The sequence below is a fragment of the Aeromonas sp. MdU4 genome (assembly GCF_041929505.1).
Lineage (GTDB): Bacteria > Pseudomonadota > Gammaproteobacteria > Enterobacterales > Aeromonadaceae > Aeromonas.
The window spans coordinates 19522-44257 of the sequence record NZ_JBHFMW010000024.1 but is presented as its reverse complement, the minus strand read 5'-3'; the positions used below and the strand labels follow the sequence as shown (position 1 = coordinate 44257).

The 24736-nt window shown below is 57.4% G+C and carries 18 protein-coding genes; 15 read left to right on the top strand and 3 right to left on the bottom strand.

Translation table 11 applies throughout. The features are described from left to right. Positions 1-328 precede the first annotated feature (328 nt). The 4 genes from ACE1BR_RS13785 to ACE1BR_RS13770 all read left to right on the top strand — a co-directional run bounded on the left by ACE1BR_RS13785 (position 329) and on the right by ACE1BR_RS13770 (position 7584). Positions 329-2242 (top strand): ATP-dependent DNA helicase RecQ, encoded by a 1914-nt coding sequence (locus ACE1BR_RS13785; RefSeq protein WP_374871180.1) that lies wholly within the window; start codon positions 329-331, stop codon positions 2240-2242. A gap of 594 nt (positions 2243-2836) precedes the next feature. After that, a complete protein-coding gene (locus tag ACE1BR_RS13780; RefSeq protein ID WP_374871178.1) occupies positions 2837-4759 on the top strand; it encodes a PrkA family serine protein kinase in 1923 nt (640 codons plus the stop codon). A gap of 23 nt (positions 4760-4782) precedes the next feature. Next, positions 4783-6054, top strand: a complete 1272-nt coding sequence (locus ACE1BR_RS13775; protein WP_374871176.1) for a YeaH/YhbH family protein — start codon at positions 4783-4785, stop codon at positions 6052-6054. Positions 6055-6063: 9 nt separating this feature from the next. Then, positions 6064-7584 carry a SpoVR family protein gene (locus ACE1BR_RS13770; RefSeq protein ID WP_374871174.1) on the top strand — a complete coding sequence of 507 codons (1521 nt, stop codon included), beginning with the start codon at positions 6064-6066 and terminating at the stop codon, positions 7582-7584. Positions 7585-7753: 169 nt separating this feature from the next. Here the strand turns inward: ACE1BR_RS13770 and fadJ are convergent, their stop codons facing one another. Together fadJ and fadI are read right to left on the bottom strand one after the other, a co-directional pair. Then, positions 7754-9877 carry a fatty acid oxidation complex subunit alpha FadJ gene (gene fadJ / locus ACE1BR_RS13765; protein ID WP_374871172.1) on the bottom strand — a complete coding sequence of 708 codons (2124 nt, stop codon included), beginning with the start codon at positions 9875-9877 and terminating at the stop codon, positions 7754-7756. Next, a complete protein-coding gene (gene fadI / locus ACE1BR_RS13760; RefSeq protein WP_374871170.1) occupies positions 9877-11187 on the bottom strand; it encodes an acetyl-CoA C-acyltransferase FadI in 1311 nt (436 codons plus the stop codon). Before fadI ends, fadJ begins: the two co-directional genes overlap by 1 nt. 194 nt (positions 11188-11381) lie before the next feature. On the opposite strand from fadI, the gene ACE1BR_RS13755 reads away from it, so the two are divergent. From ACE1BR_RS13755 to ACE1BR_RS13705, 11 genes are all read left to right on the top strand, one after another. Beyond that, positions 11382-12332 (top strand): AAA family ATPase, encoded by a 951-nt coding sequence (locus tag ACE1BR_RS13755; protein ID WP_374871168.1) that lies wholly within the window; start codon positions 11382-11384, stop codon positions 12330-12332. Next, on the top strand, positions 12323-13225 hold the full coding sequence (locus ACE1BR_RS13750) for a DUF58 domain-containing protein (protein WP_374871166.1): 903 nt from the start codon (positions 12323-12325) through the stop codon (positions 13223-13225). The genes ACE1BR_RS13755 and ACE1BR_RS13750 overlap by 10 nt, the downstream gene beginning before the upstream one ends. Continuing rightward, positions 13210-13752: a DUF4381 domain-containing protein gene (locus ACE1BR_RS13745; protein ID WP_374871164.1), complete on the top strand. Its 543-nt coding sequence runs from the start codon at positions 13210-13212 to the stop codon at positions 13750-13752. Before ACE1BR_RS13750 ends, ACE1BR_RS13745 begins: the two co-directional genes overlap by 16 nt. Further along, the gene (locus tag ACE1BR_RS13740; RefSeq protein WP_374871162.1) at positions 13749-14738 is read left to right on the top strand and encodes a VWA domain-containing protein; all 990 of its coding nucleotides are present in this window, start codon (positions 13749-13751) and stop codon (positions 14736-14738) included. The genes ACE1BR_RS13745 and ACE1BR_RS13740 overlap by 4 nt, the downstream gene beginning before the upstream one ends. Next, positions 14729-16192, top strand: coding sequence for a VWA domain-containing protein (locus ACE1BR_RS13735; protein WP_374871160.1), 1464 nt, complete (start codon positions 14729-14731; stop codon positions 16190-16192). The genes ACE1BR_RS13740 and ACE1BR_RS13735 overlap by 10 nt, the downstream gene beginning before the upstream one ends. A 26-nt stretch (positions 16193-16218) precedes the next feature. Next, complete coding sequence (locus ACE1BR_RS13730; protein ID WP_374871729.1) at positions 16219-17682, top strand: hypothetical protein; 1464 nt, start codon at positions 16219-16221, stop codon at positions 17680-17682. Positions 17683-17711: 29 nt separating this feature from the next. Then, positions 17712-18305 (top strand): sigma-70 family RNA polymerase sigma factor, encoded by a 594-nt coding sequence (locus ACE1BR_RS13725; protein ID WP_374871158.1) that lies wholly within the window; start codon positions 17712-17714, stop codon positions 18303-18305. After that, a complete protein-coding gene (locus ACE1BR_RS13720) occupies positions 18298-19056 on the top strand; it encodes a DUF3379 domain-containing protein (RefSeq protein ID WP_374871156.1) in 759 nt (252 codons plus the stop codon). Before ACE1BR_RS13725 ends, ACE1BR_RS13720 begins: the two co-directional genes overlap by 8 nt. Positions 19057-19445: 389 nt before the next feature. After that, complete coding sequence (locus ACE1BR_RS13715; RefSeq protein WP_374871154.1) at positions 19446-20717, top strand: outer membrane protein transport protein; 1272 nt, start codon at positions 19446-19448, stop codon at positions 20715-20717. Between the two features lie 252 nt (positions 20718-20969). Beyond that, on the top strand, positions 20970-22214 hold the full coding sequence (locus ACE1BR_RS13710) for an OmpP1/FadL family transporter (protein ID WP_374871152.1): 1245 nt from the start codon (positions 20970-20972) through the stop codon (positions 22212-22214). Between the two features lie 115 nt (positions 22215-22329). Next, the gene (locus ACE1BR_RS13705) at positions 22330-23553 is read left to right on the top strand and encodes an EAL and HDOD domain-containing protein (RefSeq protein WP_374871150.1); all 1224 of its coding nucleotides are present in this window, start codon (positions 22330-22332) and stop codon (positions 23551-23553) included. Here ACE1BR_RS13705 and ACE1BR_RS13700 read toward each other — a convergent pair. Further along, positions 23550-24713, bottom strand: a complete 1164-nt coding sequence (locus ACE1BR_RS13700) for a thiolase family protein (protein ID WP_374871148.1) — start codon at positions 24711-24713, stop codon at positions 23550-23552. The genes ACE1BR_RS13705 and ACE1BR_RS13700 overlap by 4 nt on opposite strands. Positions 24714-24736: the final 23 nt, after the last annotated feature.

Below are 24736 nucleotides of genomic sequence, written 5' to 3'. Positions count from 1 at the left end.
CGCAGTGCATGAATCATGAGTCCTGTCTGCAACCTCTCATTCGGGCGCGATCAATCGCGCTGAATGTGATGACGACGGCCAGCCTTCTGTCGGGCCGATCCTGCCGTAACCGGATTGCGACATGGAATATCCCATTCGCCATCTTTTTTTTCCAGAGACCCACCAAAAAATATCCCGTTTTCACCACAGAAAACCGCAACAAAATTTTAACCGTGACGTAACTGACGTTTTTTGTACATTTTACAGCCACTATCTGCTTTCACCATCGGCCACCATCCGGGATGGAGGGGGCTGTGCTATCATCCCCCATTTGCTGCGGAGCCTTGCCATGATCCCATCCCTGCTCAACCAATATTTTGGTTTCGCCGAACTCAGACCCGGACAGGATGCCGTCATCAGCCGGGTGCTGGCTGGCCAGAGTGCCGCCGCGATCTTTCCCACCGGCTCCGGCAAGTCCCTCTGTTATCAACTACCCGCCCTCGCCTTACCCCATCTGACGCTGGTTATCTCACCGCTGCTGGCGCTGATGCACGATCAGCTCGCTTTCCTCAAAAGCAAGGGGATAAGCGCCGCCACCCTCGACTCGAGCCAGAGTCCGGAGGAGAGCCGCCTGGTGATGCAGCAGGCGCTGGATGGCAAACTCAAGATCCTGATGATTTCGGTGGAGCGGCTCAAGAACGAGCGCTTTCGCCGCTTTATCCAGCAGGTTCCCCTGTCACTGCTGGTGGTGGATGAGGCGCACTGCATCTCGGAGTGGGGCCACAACTTTCGTCCCGACTATCTCAAACTGCCGCGCTACCGCCATGAGCTGAAGATCCCGCAGGTGTTGCTGCTGACCGCTACCGCAACCCCGGCAGTCATCCACGATATGCAGGCCAAATTTGGCATTGAACCTGAAGGGGTCGTGGTCACCGGTTTCTATCGCCCCAATCTGGATCTGGCGGTCATGCCACTGGCTCCCGACGCGCGGGATGGCTGGCTCTTTCAGGCACTGGCCCAAGATCCGACGGCCCCCACCATCGTCTATGTCACCTTGCAGCACACCGCCGAAACCTGCGCAGAGCAGCTAATACGACAGGGGATCAACGCCCGCGCCTATCATGCCGGACTCGACTCTGTACTGCGCAGCCAGATCCAGCACGACTTCATGACCGGCAAGGTGGATTGCATCGCCACCACCATCGCCTTTGGTATGGGGATCGACAAGGCCGATATCCGGCGGGTGATCCACTATGACCTGCCCAAATCCATTGAAAACTACAGCCAGGAGATTGGGCGCGCCGGACGAGATGGCCAACCATCCCGCTGTATCGTGCTGGCCAACCAGAGCCAGCTGCCGGTACTGGAGAACTTCGTCTACGGCGATACGCCGGATTTGAGTGCCATCCTTCAACTGCTTGCCATCATCGGACAGAGCGGGAGCGAGTGGGAATTCACCCTGTTGCGCCTCGCCAACGACACCAACATTCGCCAGTTGCCCCTTAAAACCCTGCTGGTCTATCTGGAGATGGCGGGCATCATCACTCCGGCCTACAGCTACTACGCCGACTATCGCTTCAAATTTGTACTGGATAAAAACGAAATACTGAACCGTTTCAATCCGGATCGTCGCCAGTTTCTGGAGCAACTGTTCGCCTGCGCCCCACAAGCCCGCAGCTGGTGCACCATGGACTTTGACGCTCTCTGGCAGGGCTATCAGGGGGAACGGCAGCGGGCCGTTGCGGCGCTTGACTACCTGCAGCAACAGGGCTGGATCGAGCTGGAAAGCAAGCAGATGACCGAAGTCTACCGGATCACCCGCCAGGGATGGGATAGCGAGCAGGAAGCAAGTGCCCTGCACGCGCTATTTTTGCAAAAAGAACAGAGCGAACTGGCACGCTTGCAAGCCATGCTCGACTTTTTCACCTCTCATAAGTGCCTGAGCCACCGCCTCGCCCGCTATTTCGCCGATGAGGCGGCGCCGGTTCACTGCGGCCACTGCTCGGTTTGCCGCGGTGAGGTGGCGCAACTGCCTCCCCTTCCCCAGCTGACCATGCCAAACGAGGCGGGTATCCGAATCTGGTGCGATCCGCTCATTGCCAAAACCGGCTCAGTAGATGCCCGGGTACTGGCCCGTTTTCTATGCGGTATCGCCACGCCGCTTACCAGCCGGGTCAAGGCCAAATCACTGCCGGGTGCTGGCCAACTAGCCACTCACCCGTTTGCCTGCGTCCTGGCAGCTGTGCAGCAAGCCTATCCTTGAACTGTAACCACTGATGGCATCCATACCCGCCAGTAGAAATTCACCTCTACAGACGCAGAAAAAAGAAGACCCTCGCGATTGCGAGGGTCAAGCCAACGGAAACGTGCTTAAACAGAGCTTGGTGAAGCAACAGTCAACTCTCTTGCTAAAGCGTCTTGCCGCTCACACATCGCCAATCTAGGACACCACAAATGTAGCGTCAATGTAAAAATTAGAGCAAAAAATCCAAACAAGACCATTTACGTTGACGTCCACGTAATACCATTTGTATCCATCATCTCGCTGACCCGCAGCACGATAGCCTTTCGCCCGACACACGCCCTCTTTTGCATCATGTTTCCTGTTTTTCTTAAACATTTATTTTTTATGTCTTTGACATTTACCTCACTATCGTGGCAAAAATAATTTAACAGTCAGTAACATAGCGGTGTTGCGGACTGACCCTCCCCGCACAAGGATCGGGCAGGTTTCTTCAGAATTTAACCAATGGACCGTGATGGATTACTGAAGGCTGTTGACTAGGCTTTAACAGCGAACAACACAAAAGCAGCCATCCACTTTTTCAGGGTAAGCGACTATAACGAGGGCAAAGTTATGGGCATCTTCGAGCACTACCAACAGCGATACGAAAAGGCAAGGGAAGAGGAGTACACCATCCAGGAGTTTCTGGACATGTGCAAACAGGACAAATCCTGCTACGCATCTGCTGCCGAACGTCTGCTGACCGCCATCGGTGAACCTGAGATGGTAGACACCTCTGCCAACCCCAGACTGAGCCGACTTTTCTCAAACCGTGTCGTGGCACGCTATCCCGCGTTCAAGGATTTCTACGGGATGGAAGAGGCGATCGAGCAGATCGTCTCCTACCTCAAGCACTCCGCACAGGGACTGGAGGAGAAGAAACAGATCCTCTATCTGCTGGGCCCCGTTGGCGGTGGTAAATCCTCGCTGGCAGAGAAGCTCAAATCCCTGATGCAGAAGGTACCCATCTATCGCATCAAGGGTTCACCAGTCAACGATCACCCCTTCTGCCTGTTCGATATCGAAGAGGATGGGGAGATCCTGGAAAAAGAGTACGGCATCCCGCGCCGCTACCTGCGTCCCATCATGTCACCCTGGGCGGCCAAGCGACTGCACGAGTTTGGTGGCGACATCAGCAAGTTCAAGGTTGAGAAGGTCAACCCGTCGATCCTCGATCAGATTGCCATCGCCAAGACCGAACCGGGCGATGACAACAACCAGGACATCTCCTCTCTGGTCGGCAAGGTCGATATTCGCATGCTGGAGCACTTCGCCCAGGATGATGCCGATGCCTACTCCTACTCGGGAGCACTGTGCAAGGCGAACCAGGGGATGATGGAGTTCGTCGAGATGTTCAAGGCGCCCATCAAGGTATTGCACCCACTGCTGACTGCAACCCAGGAAGGGAACTACAACGGCACCGAGGGGCTCTCTGCCCTCCCCTTCGACGGCATTCTGCTGGCCCACTCCAACGAATCAGAGTGGCAGCAATTCCGTAACAACAAGAACAACGAGGCTTTCCTCGACCGTGTTTACATCGTCAAGGTGCCTTACTGCCTGCGCGTTTCGGAAGAGGTGAAGATCTACGAGAAGCTGTTGGTCAACAGTGAGCTGACCGAGGCCAAATGTGCCCCGGGCACCCTCGAGCTGCTCGGCCAGTTCTCGGTGCTGTCACGCCTGAAAGAGCCGGAAAACTCCAGTATCTACTCCAAGATGCGGGTCTATGACGGCGAGAGCCTCAAAGACACCGATCCGAAGGCGAAAAGCTACCAGGAGTATCGCGACTACGCAGGCGTAGACGAAGGGATGAATGGTCTCTCTACCCGCTTTGCGTTCAAGATCCTCTCCCGCGTCTTCAACTTCGACCACGCGGAAGTGGCAGCCAACCCGGTGCACCTCTTCTATGTACTGGAGCAACAGATCGAGCGCGAGCAATTCCCGCAAGAGCTGCATGATCGCTACCTTGAGTTCATCAAGGGCTATCTGACCCCGCGCTATGTGGAGTTCATCGGCAAGGAGATCCAGACCGCCTATCTCGAGTCCTACTCCGAGTACGGCCAGAACATCTTCGATCGCTACGTCACCTACGCCGACTTCTGGATCCAGGATCAGGAGTACCGTGACCCCGAAACCGGCCAGCTGTTTGATCGCGCGTCGCTCAACAGCGAGCTGGAGAAAATTGAGAAACCCGCCGGGATCAGCAACCCGAAAGATTTCCGTAACGAAATCGTCAACTTCGTGCTGCGGGCCCGGGCCAACAATGCAGGCCGTAACCCCAACTGGACCAGTTACGAGAAGCTGCGCACCGTGATCGAGAAGAAGATGTTCTCCAACACGGAAGAGCTGCTGCCGGTTATCTCCTTCAACAGCAAAACCTCGGCAGAGGAGCAGAAGAAGCACGATAACTTTGTCGAACGGATGATGGAGAAAGGCTACACCCGTAAACAGGTGCGACTGCTCTCCGAATGGTATCTCAGGGTACGCAAGTCATCCTGACCCTGACGGTTCAAGGGGGAGTTATGGCGCATTTTATCGACCGCAGGCTCAACGGCAAAAACAAAAGCGCTGTCAATCGGCAGCGCTTCATCCGCCGCTACAAGAAGCAGATAAAACAAGCGGTCTCGGATGCTGTCTCCAAGCGCAGCATTCAGGACGTAGACAAGGGCGAGAGCATCAGCATCCCGACCAAGGATATCGGCGAACCCCATTTCCATCAGGGGCACGGCGGTAAACGGGATATGGTGCATCCCGGCAACGATCAATTCGTCTCTGGCGACAAGATTGACCGCCCCAAAGGAGGGGGCGGTGGGCAAGGTTCCGGCGAGGGACAGGCATCCAATCAGGGTGAAGGAGCCGATGATTTCGTGTTCCAGATCTCCAAGGATGAGTATCTCGACCTGCTGTTTGAAGATCTGGAGCTACCGCGGCTCCAGAAAACCCAGCTCAACCAGCTGATGGAGATGAAAACCTATCGGGCGGGCTACACCTCTAACGGGGTGCCCGCCAACATCAACGTGGTGCGTTCGCTGCAAAATTCGCTGGCACGACGCATGGCGCTGCAGGCAGGCAAAAAGCGCCAGCTACATGAACTGGAAGATCGGCTGGCCTTGCTGGCCACGGATCCCAACGAACATTTTGCCGAAATAGCCCTGCTCGAGAAGGAGATCAGGGAGCTGAAAAGGCGGATCGACGCGGTGCCGTTTATCGACACCTTCGATCTCAAGTTCAACAACTTCGTCAAGCGACCCGTCCCCTCCAGCCAGGCGGTGATGTTCTGCCTGATGGACGTCTCTGGCTCCATGGACCAGGCCACCAAGGAGATGGCCAAGCGTTTTTATATCCTGCTCTATCTGTTCCTGAGTCGAAGCTACAAAAACGTCGAAGTGGTCTATATCCGCCATCACACCCAGGCCAAGGAGGTGGACGAACACGAGTTTTTCTACTCCCAGGAGACTGGCGGTACCATCGTCTCCAGTGCGCTCAAGATGATGAACGACATCATTAACGAACGCTATCCGGCCAACCAGTGGAACATCTATGCAGCGCAGGCATCGGATGGCGACAACTGGGCAGATGACTCACCACAATGCCGGGAGATCCTAGCGCGAGACATCATGCCCAGGGTGCGCTACTACTCCTACATCGAGATAACTACCCGTGCCCATCAGACTCTGTGGCACGAATATGAGTCGGTAGCCAGCCAGTTCCCCCACTTTGCGATGGAGCACATTCGCAAGGTCGAGGATATCTATCCGGTGTTCCGCGAGCTGTTCAAGAAACAAGCGGCGTGAGGAGGTCACATGATCGAAACTGAAAAACATGTAGCGCCACTGGATGATGGACCAGACTGGAACTTCGATCTGCTGGAGACCTATCATCAGGAGATCGCCCGGGTCGCTCGTTTCTACAAGCTGGACACCTACCCCAACCAGATCGAGGTGATCACCGCCGAGCAGATGATGGATGCCTACTCCAGCGTCGGTATGCCCATCGGCTATCAACACTGGTCGTTCGGCAAGCGTTTCATCCACACCGAGCGTAACTACAAGCGTGGCCAGATGGGGTTGGCCTACGAGATCGTCATCAACTCGGATCCCTGCATCGCCTACCTGATGGAGGAGAACACCATGCCGATGCAGGCACTGGTAATGGCCCACGCCTGCTACGGCCATAACTCCTTCTTCAAGAACAACTACCTGTTCAAGGCGTGGACCGATGCCTCCTCCATCATCGACTACCTGCTGTTTGCCAAAAAATACATCACCGAATGTGAAGAGAAGCACGGCATCGAGGCGGTAGAACAGCTGCTCGACTCCTGCCATGCCCTGATGAACTACGGGGTGGATCGTTATAAACGGCCGCAGAAGATCTCGATGGCGGAGGAGAAACGGCGCCAGAAGGCGCGCGAAGACTATCTGCAAACCCAAGTCAACGAGCTGTGGCGCACCCTGCCCAAGCAGCATAAAGCGGCCGGAGTGGAGGACAGGCGCTACCCTGCCGAACCTCAGGAGAACATTCTCTACTTCATAGAAAAGAATGCGCCCCTGCTGGAACCCTGGCAGCGCGAGATAGTGCGTATCGTGCGCAAGATCAGCCAATACTTCTATCCGCAAAAGCAGACCCAGGTGATGAACGAGGGGTGGGCTACCTTCTGGCACTACACCATCCTCAATCACCTCTATGACGAGGGCAAGCTAAGCGATCGCTTCATGATGGAGGTGCTGCACAGTCACACCAATGTGGTCTATCAACCGGCCTACAACAGTCGCTATTTCTCGGGGATAAACCCCTATGCTCTGGGGTTTGCCATGTTTACCGACCTGCGCCGCATCTGCGAAAACCCGACCGAGGAGGACAGACAGTGGTTCCCCGATTATGCGGGCAGCAACTGGGTTGAAACCCTGCATTTTGCCATGCAGAACTTCAAGGACGAGAGCTTTATCAGCCAGTTCCTGAGTCCCAAGGTGATGCGCGACATGAAGCTGTTCGCCATTGATGACGACGACCTGAAAAACTACATCAAGGTCTCCGCCATCCACAATGACGAAGGCTATCGTCAGGTGCGCAATACCCTGTCGGCCCAGTACAACCTGAGCAATCTGGAGCCCAACATTCAGGTCTACAACGTAGCGGTAAAAGGGGATCGCTCCCTAACCTTGCGCTATGTGCCACACAACCGTATTCCCCTTGGTGATTCGCGCCACGAGGTGCTCAAACACCTCCATCAGCTGTGGGGATTCGATGTGGTGCTGGAGCAGGACAACGGAGATCTGCCACCCGATATCATCGGTCGCTGCCCGGAACGCAAGCCGGGGATCTGACGCGTGATGTGATACCTCGACGGCCCACTTCGGTGGGCCGTTTTTTATCGGCTTTCGCCTCTGCCAGTATCATCTCAGCCCAAGCCGTACAACTCGGACAAATCCCCCATAGAAAGAGGCCCGCATGGTGTGCGAGCCTCTTTGCCTTGCGGTCAATCTGCAACGATTATCAGTAGAAAGTCTGCTGCTCCGCGGCCATCGCCTTGAGACGGGCACAGGGGGCGAAACGCTCACCGTGACGTTTCTGGTAATACTCCAGACGACCAACCAGATGATCGATCCCGAGCTTATCCATGTAGCGGAATGGACCGCCAAGGAAGGGCGGGAAACCGATGCCGAAGATGGCACCGATATCTCCGTCTCGGGCCGATGCAACCACACCGCTGTCGAGAGTCATGGCCGCTTCGTTGAGCATCAGCAGCACGCAACGCTCGGCAATCTCCTGTTTGGCAAGCTTGGGAGAAGGCTTGATCCCCAGCACATCGTAGACGCTCTCATCCACCTTTTTCTTGCCTTTGGCAGCCTTACCATAGAGGTAGAAGCCCTTGCCGTTCTTGCGCCCCTTGCGATCGTTTTGCAGCAGCTTGTCGAACGCCTTGGGTGCCTGGAACTGCTCGCCACCCAGCTCTTTCTCGAGGATGGGCGAGATCTTGGCGCCCACATCGATGCCCACTTCGTCGAGCAGGGTGATGGGGCCAACCGGGAAACCGAAATCGAGCAGTGCGCTATCCAGCACCTCTACCGGCTCCCCTTCCAGCACCAGACGCGCCGCTTCGTTCATGTAGGGAGCCAGAATGCGGTTGACGTAAAAACCAGCTTCGTCTTTCACCACGATCGGGGTCTTGCCCTGAGCCCGGGCAAAGGCCAGAGTAGTAGCCACGGTTTCGGCACTGGTACCGGCATGGGGGATGATCTCTGCCAGCGGCATCTTGTCGACCGGACTGAAGTAGTGCAGCCCCACGACCCGCTCCGGATGTGCCGCCTCCGCTGCGATCTGGTTGATGGGCAGTGACGAGGTATTGGAGGCAAACACCGTGTGTTCACCGCACTCACGCTGCACATCCTTGACCATCTGGTGTTTGAGATTGAGATCTTCAAACACCGCCTCCACCACCATGTCAACGCGGTGGAAGCCGGAGTAGTCGAGGGTACCAGTCAGCAGGCTCATCTGCTTTTCAAGCTCGCTGCGCAGGATATGACGGCGCTTGAGTTTCTTGGCCAGGATGTCGTAGCTATAGCGCATGGCATTGCCAATACCGGTGCTTGCCACATCCTTGATCCGTACCGGTATGCCCGCCTTGGTGGCGGTAACGAAGGCGATACCGCCACCCATCAGACCACCACCCAGCACGGCTGCGTGACCCACCTTGCGCGGCTCAGCCCCCTGATAGGTGACCTCTTTCTTCATTTCAGTGGTGGCAAAGAAGATCGAGCGCAGAGCGGCAGACTCAGCTGTCATCACCAGCTCGCCGAAGTGGCGGGACTCGGCGGCCAGGCCGGCCTGCATCCCCTCCTCTACACCGATGCGCACCACATCCAGGATCCGCTCAGGCGCAGGATAGTTACCCCGTGTTTTGCTCATCACCCCTTTGCGCGCCTGATCAAACAGCACCTTGCGGCCAAGCTTGTTGGTCTCCAGCAGCTTGCCCTGCAGATCCCGCTTCAACTCGTGACGGGGCTTCCCCTTCTTGGCCAGCTTGATTGCGGCATCCAGCAGGATGGAGAGCGGCACCACATCGTCCACCAGCCCCAATTTTTTGGCCTGCTTGGCCCGCACCTGCTTGCCGGTCAGCATCAGATCCAGCGCCTTGGCCACCCCGATGAGGCGCGGCAAACGCTGGGTACCACCGGAACCCGGCAGCAAGCCAAGTTGCACCTCGGGCAGACCAAGCACGGTTTTGCCATGATCGGTTACCACTCGGCCATGGCATGCCAATGCCAGCTCCAGCCCGCCGCCGAGGCAAGGACCGTGAATAGCGGCGATCACCGGAATGGTCAGCCCCTCGATCTCGGCAAAGATAACCTGCCCTTCCCGCGACAGCGTCTCGGCATCCTGAGCACTGCGGCAAGCGGCCAGCATGGTGATGTCAGCCCCGGCGATGAAGGAGTCCTTCTTGCCGGAGGTGATCACCAGACCGATCAAATCCTTGTTGCGTTTTACCTCGGCCAGCACGGTGCGGATCTCCTCCACAAAGGCGGCTTTCAGGGTATTCATGCTCTCGCCCGGCACATCCATGGTCAAAATGCCGATGCCGTCCTTTCGGATCTCCAGAGAAAAAGTATTCGCGCTCATCATTCAACCTCCAGCACCATGGCCACGCCAAGCCCACCCGCCGCACAGGCGGTGTTGAGCCCAAATCCCCCACCGCGACGACGCAGTTCATGCAGTGTCTGGGTGATCATCCGCGCACCGGTCGCGGCAAAGGGGTGGCCAAAGGCCAGCGAGCCACCGAGGACGTTGAACTTATCCATATCCACCTCGCCGATGGCCTGATCGCGGCCCAGCTTGTCACGGGCAAACTCTTTACTTGCAAACATCTTGAGGTTGGCCAGGGTCTGGGCGGCAAAGGCTTCGTGCATGTCGATCAGGGTGAGATCGCTGAGCGTGATACCAGCTCTGTCCAGCGCCAGTGGCGAGGCATAGGAGGGACCCATCAGCATGTCTTGCCACACATCGATAGCCGAGAATGCGAAGCTGCGGATATAGCCGAGCGGTTCCAGGCCCAGCTCTTTCGCCCGCCCTTCCCGCATCAGCAACACGGCGGCAGCGCCATCGGTAAGCGGGGTAGCATTGGCGGCAGTCACGGTGCCATGTACCCGGTCAAACACCGGCTTGAGCTTGGCATAGCTCGCCAGATCGGAACTTTCACGGATATTGTTGTCCCGCTCCAGCGGAGACTTGTAGGGCGGTACGTGGGCGGTGAATACCTCGCCGCTCAGCTTGCCCTCGGCCCAGGCTTGTGCGGCCAGGGTATGGGAGCGGTGCGCCAGCGCATCTTGCGCCTCGCGGCTGATCTGGTGGCTCTTGGCCATCTGCTCAGCGGTCTGCCCCATGGAGAGGCCAGTCGAATACTCGGCCACAGCGGGCGGCACCGGCAGCAGATCCTTGACCCGTAGCTGGCGCAGAATATTGAAGCGCTGCTGCAGATTGCGCGCCTTGTTGAGATCCACCAGAGCACGGGCCAGCTTCTTGCTCACCCCGATGGGCAGCACGGAGGAGGAGTCGGCGCCACCGGCGATGGCGATATCTACCGTACCAGCCATGATGGATTCGGTGACATTGGCCACCGCCTGAAAACTGGTAGCGCAGGCACGAGAGACGCTATAGGCATCGGTATTGACGCTCATACCGGTGCCAAGCACGATTTCACGAGCGATGTTGGGGGCTTCCGGCATCTGAACCACCTGGCCAAACACCAGCTGGTCGATAAGTTTGGGATCGAGATCGGTGCGGGCGAGCAGCTCGCTCACCACCAGCTTGCCGAGATCCACCGCAGGAACGCCATGATAGGCGGTCGCCTGCTTGGCAAAAGGGGTTCGCAGACCCGCCACGACGGCGATCCGTTCGCCCTGGCGAGTCGTCAGTTTCAGTGGCTCTTTCATCCTGGCTCCTTGGTTAAACGAGAAGACTAAAAGGGAGAGGTCTGACCTCATTTCGCCACATCTTAACAATCCAATCACAAGTTTCATACAGCTGATTGAAACTAAATTCAGCAAGGCTGGCGCCCTTCACTCGCCCTTGTGGCACATCTGGAGTATAAAAAGATCAACTTCCATAAAAACAACGGGTTTATCGCATGGCAGCGGCAGAGTTCAAACAACTGAGGGGCTATCTTGCCAGTCAAATTCTGGGACAGGATGAGCTCATTGAAGGGCTGTTGATCGCCCTGTTATGTGAAGGACATGTATTAATCGAGGGGGCTCCCGGCCTTGCCAAAACCCGCGCCGTCAAGGCACTCGCTGGTGCTGTCGAGGGGCGCTTCGCTCGCATCCAGTTCACCCCCGACCTGCTGCCCGCAGATCTGACCGGCAGCGAGGTGTTTCACCCGCAGGATGCCAGCTTCGTGTTTCAACCCGGCCCCCTGTTCAACCATCTGGTGCTGGCGGACGAGATCAACCGGGCACCGGCCAAGGTGCAATCGGCGCTGCTGGAAGCGATGGCCGAACACCAGATCACCGTTGGCAAAAAGAGCTGGCGGCTGCCGCCGCTCTTTATGGTGGCCGCCACCCAGAACCCCATCGAGCAGGAGGGAACCTATCCCCTGCCGGAAGCACAGCTCGACCGTTTCTTACTCAAGCTGATAGTCGATTATCCGAGCCCGGCCATGGAGCTCGCCATCTTGCAGCTCAATGCCAGTGGCGAACAGCTTGGCGCAGCACCGGTGACCCTGAGTCAGGCCGCCTTGCAAGGAGCTCGCAGCGAAGTGCTGGCGGTCACCATGCAAAGCCGACTGGAGCACTATCTGGTGGAGCTGGTCTGCGCCACCCGCCCAGGTAGCGGCCTCTACCCTGACCTTGAGCCGCAGATCTCGGTGGGGGCAAGTCCTAGAGCCACGCTGGCTCTAGCCCGTACAGCCCGCGCCCGCGCCTGGCTGGCGGGACGGGATTTCGTGCTGCCAGAAGATATCCAGCTGCAAGCCTATCCGGTGCTGCGCCATCGCCTTATCCCAAGCTATCAGGCGCTGGCCGACAATCTGGATAACGACACCCTGATCGCCCAGCTGCTGGATCAGGTGCCATGTCCCTAGCGCCGGGCCTGCATCCCGATATCGCCCTGTCGTTGCCACAGCTGCTCAAGATCCGCTACTGGGCCAAGGCAAAGATGCCCCCCCGCGCTGGCAGAAGCAGCACCGAGCGTGGCAAACCGGGTCGTATCCCCGGGCTCACCTTTCGCGAGCTGCGCGCCTATCAGGCGGGCGACGAAGTGCGCCATATCGACTGGCGGGTGACGGCACGCCTTGGACGTCCATATACCCGCCTCTATCGTGAAGAGCAGGATCAGGCGCACTGGCTGCTGCTCGATCTCTCCCCCGCTATGTATTTCGGCTCCACCATACAGCTCAAGGCTCGCCTTGGCTGCGAGCTGGCGGCCGCCCTTATCTGGCGACACGAGAAACAGCAAAACACCCTGATTTGCCATGGGGTTGACCCCCATCGCCAGAGCCAGCGGGGCAACGTGCTGCCGCTGCTTGAATTCCTTTGCCATCACTACCGGCAGGGGCTGGCCCGCCAGCCGCTTTCCCAGACTCTGGCCGACACCCTCGGGCGATTCACACTCCCCCACGGTGCCAAATTGACCATCATTACCGATCACCGCCCCTGCGAACCAGCGCTCTGTCAGCGGCTGCAGCAACTTGCGCTGCGCCACGATATTCACTACTGGCAGATCCGTGATCCGCTGGAGACCGAGTTGCCACCTAACGGCTTGCTACCGGTAGCCATCAAACGGGCCTCAACCCCCTATCAGGGGTGGCTCGATGGCCAGCACCGCGGTTTTGCCCATCGCTACCAGCAGGCGGCCGAGCAGCAACTGCAACTGGGCAGGCAACAACTGCTGCCGCTGGTACAGCGGCTCTATCTGCTCGATAACGGCCGGACACTGCAACAACAGTGGCAGGAGGGGTTATGTCATCAGGGATAGCTCCACTCTTGGCCAGCAGTCCGGCGTCAGAGGCCATTACCGCGCCCCTGAACGCACTGCTGAAGGACAAGATACGGGATATTCATCCAGGCCCCGAGATTGGCGAACAGCTTATCGATCCTCGTTTACAGGCTCTGCTATGGCTCCTGATCCTCGTTTTGCTACTGGTACTGATCATCAGACTGGCAATGCGAGTACAGCAATACAGGCGCTGGTGCAGGCAGCTGGAGGGCGATCCACAGCTGCTCATCACTCGCATCCAGGATAACCTGCGCCAGGAGGCGCTGCATCGCTGGCCTGAGTCTCGCCTGTTGCAGGGAGAGGAGTGGCTCGCGTTTCTGGATCGTCAGGGGAGTACCCAGTTCAGCCAGTTTGCCCACCACTGGAGCAGTTGGCTGTATGGCAATCAGTCACCCGACCATGAACAGAGTGAACAGCTCAAACAGAGCTATTACCGCTGGGGGCGTACCTGCTTTCTGTACAAGCCACGACTGGCGAAAAAAACCCGTGCAAGGAGAGACCGATGACTCTTGCCTGGCCCTGGTTTGCGCTCGCTCTGGTGCTGCCTTTGCTGGTGCGCTTCGGCCTGCCGTCCCTGCGCCACGGTTATCTTGCTCACCCCAGCTTTCCCCTGCTGCGCGCCCATGCTGGCATGTCGCTGTGGCGAGCGGCACTGATCTGGTGCGCCCTGATTGCGGCACTCTGCCGTCCCCAATGGTGGGAAGAGCCGGTGGTACGCTATCAGGGGAGCCGTGACCTGCTGCTGGCGGTCGATCTCTCCGATAGCATGCGCACCCCGGATATGCTCGACAGCGGCGAGCAGCTGGCGCGCCTGACGGCCGTTCGCCAGCAAATCAAGAGATTGATCGCCCAGCGTGCTGGCGATCGGATCGCGCTGGTCGTCTTTGCCGATCACGCTTACCTGCTCTCGCCCCTGACCCAGGAGATCCCGGCGCTGCTGACATTGAGCGACGAACTCGACTTTGATCTGGTTGGCCGCACCACTGCCCTCGGTGAGGCGATCCTGCTGGCACGCCAGCATGCCGAGCGGGGTCGTCCGACGGCGCTGCTGCTGGTCACCGATGGGCGCAATACCGCAGGCACTGCCGATCCGGAGCAAGAGGCCAAACTCGCCGCAGCGCAGGGGATACGTATCTACACCCTGGGGGTCGGAGCCGATCCCGATACCTTTGTGCAGCCTTTCAATGACGCTGGCGCAGATCAGAACGACCCCAGCAGCGAGCTCGATGAGCCCCTGCTCAAGCAGCTGGCCCAGATTGGCAATGGGCGCTATTTTCGCGCCCGTAGCCAAAACGATCTGGAGGCGATCAACGAGGCCATCAATCAGCTGGAACCCACCGCCCATCCAGTCGCCCACTATCAACCGGTGACAGAGCTTTATCCCTGGCCGCTGGCGCTGGCCTGCGCGCTGTTGCTACTGCCAGCAGGCCATGGCGGGGTACATAACCGATTTATCCGCCCCCTGTTGCAGAGAACGAAACGATGGATCTGATCCTGCTCAGGCCGCTCTGGCTACTGGCGCTCATCCCCTGGCTCTGGCAGGGATGGCGGCGGCGTCGCCAGCCCCCCATGCTGTCTCCGGCCATGCGCGCCTACCTATTGCCAGAGAGCAAACCGCCTCGCCCTTGGCTCTGGCTGGCGACGCTGCCGATCATTCTGGCCCTCAGCGGCCCCGCCCTGCGCAGTGAGTGGCAAGCGCAACCGGCCACACCGCTCGATATCTGGATCCTGGATCTCTCCCGCTCGATGCAGGCTACCGATCTCAAACCGGACCGCGCCACCCGGGTCAGACTGCAACTCCAGCAACTGCTTGGCAGTGCCAACAACGCCCAAATTGCGCTCGTTCTCTACGCTGGCGACGCCTATCTCGCCATGCCCCCCACCCGGGATCATCAAGCCATCGCTCTGCTGCTGCCCGATCTGCGCCCCGACATCATGCCGTTACAGGGCAGTGACCCAACCCGAGCCATCGCCCTTGCCATGAAGCAGATTGCCTCCGGTGAACAGGCTCGCCTGCTGCTTATCACCGACAGCCTGAGTACCAAACAGATGGATGCGATTGCCGCGCTGTGGCCCTGCCAGGAGAGCCTTTTCTGTCACAACAGCAATAGCCCACGACTCGATATTCTCCTTGCCAGTAGTGCAGAACCTGCGGCCATGCCACCCATTCCGGCCAATGAACTGGGTTTTGCCACACGCCCCCCAGCCCAACTGGCCGCACCACAGAGCGAAGCCATGGCTACCCTGGCGCGCAAGCTGGGTGGCGAACTGCAGTGGCTGGGTAGCGAGCCTCCCCGTTTTGCTCCGCTGCCGACCACTACGGTGGCGCTCGCCCCGGCGCCGCGCGATCTCGGCCCCTGGCTGCTGTTGCCGCTACTGCCCCTGGCGCTGCTTGCCCGGGTGGGAACCCAACTGCTCATTGCAATAACCATCGGCTGGTCACTACTGGCGCCTGCCCCGACACAAGCCTCCCCCATCCAGCCATCACCAGACGAGCAGGCGATGCAAGCCTATCTGAAGGGAGAGTACCGGCTGGCAGCCAGCACATTCGGCAACCCGATATGGCGCGGCAACGCCTGGTATCGTGCTGGCGATTATCGGCAAGCCGTCACGGCCTACGAGCAGGAAACAAGCGCGACCGCCCACTACAACCGGGGCAATGCGCTGATCCAATTGGGAGAACTGGCCGCAGCCAAAGAGGCCTATCTGGCCGCACTAGCCCTTGAACCAAACCATGAGGATGCCCTCTACAACCTCTCGCTACTGCAAGGCGGTGAGTCGGCAACCCCTGCAGAGGCGACGCCTAGCAGCGCATCCAGCAAGCCAGAACAAACACCGGCCGAAACAGTGCCACTGCCCCCTGCGCCGCCAGTGCTTTTGCTGGAACAGCGGCTGCGCAAAGAGGCGTTGCGCCGTGAGCTGATCAAGGTAGAGGAGCCATGGTGAAGCATACGTTCTGCTCGCTACTGCTCATGATGTTGAGCCTCCCCGGCTGGGCACAACCCAGGGCCGAGCTGCTGCCAGGCGCCACCCCGGCTGACTGGTTGCTGGTGATCGAGGCGGATGGGGTTCGCCAAGGCAATGAACTCGAGATCACACCGCTGCTGCGCCAGTTTGCTGTGGGTAGGGTTACCATGAGCCGGGTATCCACCCCGGTGCAGCAGTTGACTCGCTGGCAAATCCCGTTGCACCTGACCAGTCAGCCAGATGATCCTGCCGACATGGCGATAGCTCCGCTCAAGCTTGGCAACGAGTGGACACCCGAGCTAACGCTCACCCCTCGCAATCCGCAACCAACTCTACCGACGTCACCTCCCCCAGCCGCACTGGAGATGGAGGCCCAGCTTGATCATCAGGGTCCCCTCTATCCCGGTCAGCCAGTGATCTATCGGCTCACGCTCTGGCTCCCCACCACCATGCAGCAGCCCGGGCTCAGTGAACTCAACTCGCCCCATTTCATCATTCGCCGCCTTGGCAGCGATGAGTGGCTTCCCCCAGTGCAGAGCGGGCTGCCCGGCAGATTGACTCGCAGCTGGCTGATCCAGGCCAAGGCAGCGGGACTCTGGCTTATCGACTCCCCCCGGCTACAGGGACAATTGCCCCAAAACGGAGGCCAACTGCAGCGCCTTGCTGCCCGAGCAGCACCCCTTCAGGTGCGCGTGGATCAAGCTCCCGCAACGCCGGTTGCCAGTCGCTTGCAGCTGACCCAGCGGATAGAGCCCACGGCAAAAGGCAACGTAGGGGAACCGCTGATCAGGGTCATTACCATCACGCTCGAAAATGGCGACAGCAGTCAGGTGCAACTGGCCCCTCTTATGGCACAGCAGCTCCCCGCCGGGCTGCAGGCTCACCCGGATGGAGAGCAGCAGCAGGAGCGTTATCGGGAGGGCAAATTGCTGTTTGAGCGGGAGTGGCGCCAAACCCTGCTGGCCCGCGAGGCAGGAGAGTATCTGCTACCGGCAATCACCCTGCCCTGGTTCAATACAGCGAGCGGTCGTATAGAGCAAGCAGAGCTGGCCGCTACGAAGCTCGTTTTCCAGCCAGCCAACCGGCAACATGCAGGCGAGTCGCAGTCTCTGACCAACGAGAGCATCTGGTGGGTATTGCTGGCGCTGCTGCTGCGAGGCATAAGGCGTAACAGTCCGCGCTGGCTCGCCTTCTATCGTCTGCAACAAGCCCTTGCCAGCCATCAGAGCGAGCAAAGCCGCCTGGCCCTGCGCCATTGGCTCTCGTTTTTCGCTCCATCCGATTGGGCTAAAAAGTCCAATACAGAGCCGTTGCAAAGCTGGCAAGCTGAGCTGGATCGCGCCTGCTTTGCCCCCTTGGCGCCGGTCGTGCCATGGCACACAATCTCCTGTGAGCTCTGCCACGCGGAAACAGCGGGCATCGCTCAGCTACTTGCCCTGATTGCTCACCGGTTCCCCTTGCGGGGCTAACGCAGCCTCCACAACAGGAGACACTCCTATTGCTCTTTTTTAAAAAAAAGCGGGGTCAGCCTGATAAAAGTGGAAATGATCCGGCCACTTTGCCGGTCTATGACCCCATGGCTGACAAACAAACCAAATTCGAAGCGCTGGTTCATGCGCTGCACAAAGATATCTATCGCTATGCCTACTGGCTGGTGAGGGACCCGCACGTCGCAGAAGATCTGGTGCAGGAGACCTTCCTGCGAGCCTGGAAGAGTATCGATACCCTGCAAGACGATCTGGCAGCCAAAGGCTGGTTGATCACCATTTTGCGGCGTGAGAATGCCCGCCGTTTCGAGCGCAAACAGTTCGATCTGGTGGATCTGGACAACCATCCCCAACCCCAGCCCGATGCGCGGCACAGCGAAGAGGAGATGGAGAACGAGTGGCTGCATCGTCACATTGCCCGCCTGCCCGAAGAGTATCGGGAGCCCCTGATACTGCAGGTGCTGGGCGGATTTAGTGGTGACGACATTGCCGAATTGCTCGGGCTCAACAAGAACACTGTGATGACAAGACTGTTTCGCGCCCGCAACCAGCTGAGAGAGGCGATGGCGCAGAAGAAATTATCAAAAGGAGATGGACATGGATGAACTGGAGTTTCGCCGTCGTGCCATGATCCAGCCCGGCGATCAGCAACCCGACTTCCTCGAGGCTGCCTGTGCCAATCCTGCCAACCAACGCTATCTCGATGAGATGAAAGCTCTCGAACAACGCATTGCGCATACCATGAGTGTCGAGCCGCCGTCAGGACTGGCAGAGCGGATCCTGCTCAAACAAGCCCTGCAACAGAGAGAAGTGAAGCAGGAGAAAACACGGCATGTTGCAAGCAACACTTCGCCCAATAGCCATTGGCGGGCCGTGGCCATGGCTGCATCCGTCGCTTTTCTACTTGGAGTAAGCACCCGCTGGATAAGTTGGCCAGCCAGTTCCGAGCAAACACTCTCCCTCGCCCAGGTGGCGATGGCCCATGTCTATGGCGAGGAGCCGTTTATCGAGGGTGTCGATGAACGGGTCAATTTGCAAAGCATCAACGCCAAGATGGCGAAATATGGCGCGACCCTGAGCGGCATGGATGGCCTCAAGGTGACCTATGTCAACCACTGCACCTTCTATCAGGGGCCGGCATTGCACATGGTGATCCAGGGCAAGATGGGACCCGTGACCCTCTTTCTGGTTCCCAAGCATGTGCCACTCTCCCTGCAACCAAGTTTTGAGGATGGCACCCTTCAAGGGGAAATAATCCAGTTGCAAGGGGCCAATATGGTACTGATTGGCCAGATGAAGGAGCCGCTTGCTCCCGTCGCGAACGCCTTGCAGTCACGCCTGCACTGGACCATTTAACAAAGCCAGACCAGTCCCGAATCACAGGCAGTGGCCGCAAGCCACTGCCTGTTCCATCCCCGTTTACCTCTCTTTGTCGCTCATTTGCCTCAATTTTTCGAAAAATGGACAAAATTATTTTTGTGACAGAGATCAGTAATTCAGCTCAACAATTCGCCTTTAGCCTCTGAAAATGGTGAATTAAACAGCGAGTTAAAACAAATGATTAACACATCGATCACTTTTATGTATTCTGCTGTCACTGGTCTGATTTCTTACCTCTTACCAGATCCATAGAATCACGCCAGAATTGATTGGGAAGAAGCTGAAATAAAAACGGATTTTGTCGAGGTTTGTACTGAACGTGCGGCCAATATCGGCAAAAAAATCTGCCTACAAGAGAGAATACCATGACGACAACTATGTTTAAGAAGAGCCTGATCGCAGCCACCATCGCACTGGCCACCGGTCAAGTCCATGCAGCGGCATTCCAGTTGAACGAGCACTCAGCCTCCGGTCTGGGTCGTGCCTATGCTGGTGAAGCGGCTATCGCCGACAACGCCTCCGTACTGGCCCGCAACCCGGCAGCCATGACTACTTTTGACAAGATGACCTTCTCTGTCTCAGGCACCTATATCAAGCCGGATGTAGATGTTGAAGGTAAAGTTGCTGGTGTTTACCCTGCCAGCGAGTCAGGGATTGCACCTTCTGCATTTGTACCAGCAACCTACTTTATCCAGCCGATCAACGATAAACTGGCTTGGGGTATCGGACTCTTCTCCAACTACGGTCTATCCACCGAATATCCGAAGAACTTCCCTGCCGGTGCAGCTGCCGGTGACACCGAGCTAGTTACCTTCAATATCAACCCGAACATTGCCTATCGCATCAATGAGCACTTCAGTGTTGGCGCCGGTATCAATGCCGTATATGGAGAGGCAGAGCTGAACCGCTATGCAGGCTTAGCTGGGACCAAACTTGGTATGAGTGCTGATAGCCGTCTTTCACATATGAAAGGCGATACTTGGGGCTTTGGCTGGAACATCGGTACCCTCTATGAAGTTAACCAAAATAACCGCTTTGCCCTTACATATCGTTCTCAAGTTGATATGAGTTTTGATGGCGATTACAGCAATGACATAAGAACTGCTATTCCGGGAGGACTCGGAGGCAAAACTATCGATGGCAACCTGAAACTGGATCTGCCTGCTCAAGCAGAGTTCGCCGGTTACCACCGTCTGAACCAGCAGTTTGCTGTTCACTACTCAGTTAACTGGACCGACTGGAGCGCCTTCCAAGAGCTGAAAGCGACTTCAAGTTCCGGTGCTACCCTGCTGCAGAAAGACGAGAAATTTAAAGATTCCACCCGTTACTCTATCGGTGGTACCTGGTATATCAACCCGTCTTGGGAAGCGCGTATGGGCTTTGCATACGACAACTCCCCGATCGAAGCTGAATACCGCAGCCTGAGCATCCCAGACTCTGACCGTATCTGGTACAGCGCCGGTGCAACCTACCATATCAATACCGATATGAGCGTTGACTTCGGTATGGCTTACCTGGATGGTAAGAAGGTGGATGTCAACGAAGGTCTGACCAGCCACTCGGATCCCATCCGCTGGCAGGGCACTTCCCACGGTAACGCCTTCCTGGCATCAGCCCAGTTCAACATGAAGTTCTGATTGCTGAACGATTAAAAAGAGCGCCACCAGGCGCTCTTTTTTTATTCATAAAACGCGTTTCAGCGCACAGCTGTAGCACACACGTGTTTATTTTTCTTTTTTAATCAATCTATTAGAGTGCTTTATCCCAGCATTAAATCTTGTTTTATCCCAATCTGCCCCCTCGCCGTTGCCTTACTGGTCATACCATATAAAATCCCGCATCCATTCATATGACCTATTGAACCTTCGGGTAACAGCAAGGATTTTACCATGCACTCTATCATCAGACCGTCAGCCATCGCCCTGCTGGTCATCTCGGGTCACGCCCATGCCGCCGGGTTCCAGCTGGCTGAACAGTCCGCCACTGGCTTGGGGCGAGCCTTTGCCGGTGAAGCAGCTATCGCGGACAATGCCAGCGTTCTCTCACGCAACGTGGCCGCCATGACCCGTTTCGACAAGGTGGCACTCTCGGGTGGTGCCATTCATGTCAGCCCTGACGTCAATATCGAAGGGCAAACCTCTGGGTTGCTGACCCACGCCGATGCCACTGCGCACGATATCGCAGCAGATGCCTGGGTTCCCAACGCCTATCTCATCATCCCGCTTAATGAACAGTGGCGTTTGGGCTTCTCGGCCACATCCTACTACGGCCTTGGCGTCAAAATGCCGGATAACTACAGCGCAGGTCATTTTGGCAATGTCTCCGATATCAAGACCATTGACTTGGGCACTGCTCTCGCTTATCGCATCAATGAGATGTGGTCAGTGGGCGGCGGAATTTCCGCCATTCAGGGTGAGGGGGAAGTCGGTGGCACATTCCCTTCCCGCAACCTGATCGCCAAACATCTGCAAGGGGATGGCTGGACATGGGGCTGGAATGTGGGCACCTTGCTGGAGCTATCCAGACAAACACGGATCGGCTTATCTTATCGCCATGATCTCAATTTGAAATTATCCGGCGACGCCATCATTGGTACACCCAGCGGCAGAGAGCTAAAAGATACTGGTAGTCTGAACCTGCCACTGCCAGCCACTGCCGAACTGGCCGCCTTTCACCAGTTAACCGACAACCTGGCAATCCATGGCAGCCTGAACTGGACCAACTGGAGCAAATTTGTCCAACTGGAAGCGGAGCTCGATACCCTGCCCAGCATGCATATCAAGGATGAGCATTGGGAAGATAGCTGGCGCTATGCTATCGGTATGACCTATCAGCTGACACCCCAGTGGCAACTCCGTTCCGGGGTCGCCTATGACGCCAGCCCGGTGCCAGCTGATCGCCGCACTATCTCTATCCCGGATGCCGACCGACTCTGGTACAGCCTTGGGATGGGTTATCAGTTCAGCCCCAACCTGACCCTTGATCTGGGGCTAGCCATGATCGATGGCAAAAAGGTAGATGTCACCGAGAAGATGGAGCTTCAACCCGGTAATCCAATCACAACATCCACCTTCCAGGGCACCTCTGAAGGAAATGCCTGGCTGGCGGGCGCACAAATGAGCTACCTCTTCTAAAACCTGTAGCGACAGAAAACACTATGCCAATTATTGCCTTACTCAATAGTGGCAAGACTGGCATAGTGTTGTACAACACCATAAAATCAACCCAGTACCCATACTGGAGCAAGGCATGTATTCCTACGTAGCAAGACAGCCGATCCTCGACAGAGATCTCAACACTCATGCTTATGAGCTGCTCTTTCGCGATAGCCTGAATAATGTCTTTCCGAGTATCTCCTCCCAACAGGCAACCTCACGCCTGGTGGTCGAACAGTTTCTGCAACAAAATATCGACCAGCTATTGGGGGGCCGTCCCTGCTTTATCAATTTCCCCCACTCACTGCTGCTGGAAGGATTGGCAGAGTGCCTGCCTCCCGAGAAGGTAGTGATTGAAATTCTGGAGGATGCCGCACCGGACGATGCCCTGCTGGATAAAGTCAAACAGCTCCACACCATGGGCTATACACTGGCGCTCGATGACTTCACCATGTCACCAGACTGGGAGCGCTTCCTCCCCTTTATCCACATCATCAAGTTTGATCTTCGTGCCACCCCCCTGCTGCAGATCAAAGTGTTTATTCAGCGCCACCAGAGCATGAACCTCACCTACCTGGCAGAAAAGGTTGAAGACAAGGCGGAGTTCGAGCGGGTCAAGCAGATGGGGATCCAGCTATTTCAGGGCTTTTTCTTTAGCCGTCCCGAGATGGTCAAACAAGCGACCATGGAACCGGCCCAGGTCGTCGTGATGCAACTGCTTAACGTGGTCAATCAGGCCGAGCCTGACATCAACCGTATCGAGCAGTTGCTGAGCCAGGATATCTCCCTCTCCCTCAAACTGCTTCGCTACGTCAACCATCTCAAGGGGCACACCAACCCCATCTCCTCATTTCGCCAAGCGGCTATCTACCTTGGCAACACCCAGCTAAAGCGTTTTGTCTCGCTGGTGGCAGCCACCAGCGCAGGCAAGGGCAAGAGTGCCGAACTCTATCAGATGTCGCTGATCAGGGCCCGTTTTTGCGAGCTGCTGGCCCATGCTCATGCTCCAACCCAGCAGGCGCCACAGGCTTTTATCACCGGCCTCTTCTCCCTGCTGGATGTGCTGATGGAGCAGCCGATGGACAAGCTGCTCGGCACCATTCCGCTGATCGATGCCATCCGGCTGGCACTGCTTGAGCGCAAGGGCAATCTCGGCTTCTACCTCGCGTTTTGCGAAGACTACGAGAATGCCAACTGGTCGCGGGTCACAGCCAGAACGGCCAAGCTTGGCTTGAGCGAGGAGAAAGTCAGCCACCTCTATCTGGCTGCGACCACCTGGGTCAACGAGCAATTGCAGGCAATGGAAGCTAGCGACTAATCGATCTCCACTGCAATAGCCGTTGCCTCCCCCCCTCCGATACACAAGGAAGCGACTCCTCGTTTACCGCCCCGCTGACGCAAGGCAGAGATTAGAGTGACCAGGATACGGGCGCCACTCGCGCCGAGCGGATGCCCCAGCGCGCAGGCACCACCATGCACATTGACCTTGTCATGGGGAATACCACATCCTGCCATGGCCAGCATAGTTACCATGGCAAACGCCTCGTTAATCTCGAACAGATCCACCCCATCCACTGACCAGCCAAGCCGCTCCAGTAGCCTGGATATTGCCCCAATAGGCGCTGAGGTAAACTCGGCCGGCAATGCAGCGTAACTCTGATAACCAACAATCCGTGCCAAGACGGGTATCTTTTGGGCCACTGCCGTGGCGCAATCCATCAATATCAGCGCTGCTGCTCCGTCAGAGATGGAGCTAGCATTAGCTGCGGTAATGGTTCCGTCTTTACCAAACGCCGGTTTCAACGTCGGTATCTTTTCCGGCCGCCCACGACCTGGTTGTTCATCCTCTGCCAGCAATAACCGGCTGTCGCGATAGCAAGGCGCCAGCTCCGAGGTAAAATAGTCCGCCTGCTGGGCAACACGGGAACGCTGCAACGATGCCAGGGCAAACTCATCCATGGCTCCGCGGGTCAAACCGGCCTGATCAGCGCTACGCTGGGCATGTATCCCCATCAGTTGGCCATCATAGGCATCCTGCAGCCCGTCGAGAAAGAGGTGATCCAATGCCCGCTGATGCCCCAACCGAAAACCGCTACGGGCGTTATCCAGCAGATAGGGTGCGCGGCTCATGCTCTCCATGCCGCCAGCCACCACCACCCTGTTGTCGCCAAGCCGGATGGAATCTGCTGCCAACATCACCGCCTTCATACCGGAACCACATACCTTGTTGACTGTGGTAGCAGGTATGGATGGCGGCAAACCCGCCTTCAACATCGCCTGCCTGGCGGGAGCCTGCCCCACGCCAGCTGACAGCACGTTGCCCATCAATACTTCGTCGACCTGGTCCGGATGCAGACCGCTTTGCTGCAACGCAGCCTCAATGACACAGGCCCCTAACTCAGGTGCCGTCACCTCTGCCAATGCCCCCTGAAATGCCCCCATCGGGGTCCGCTTTGCCGCCACAATTGCAATATCCATTTGCCAACCTCTCTTTGTTACAT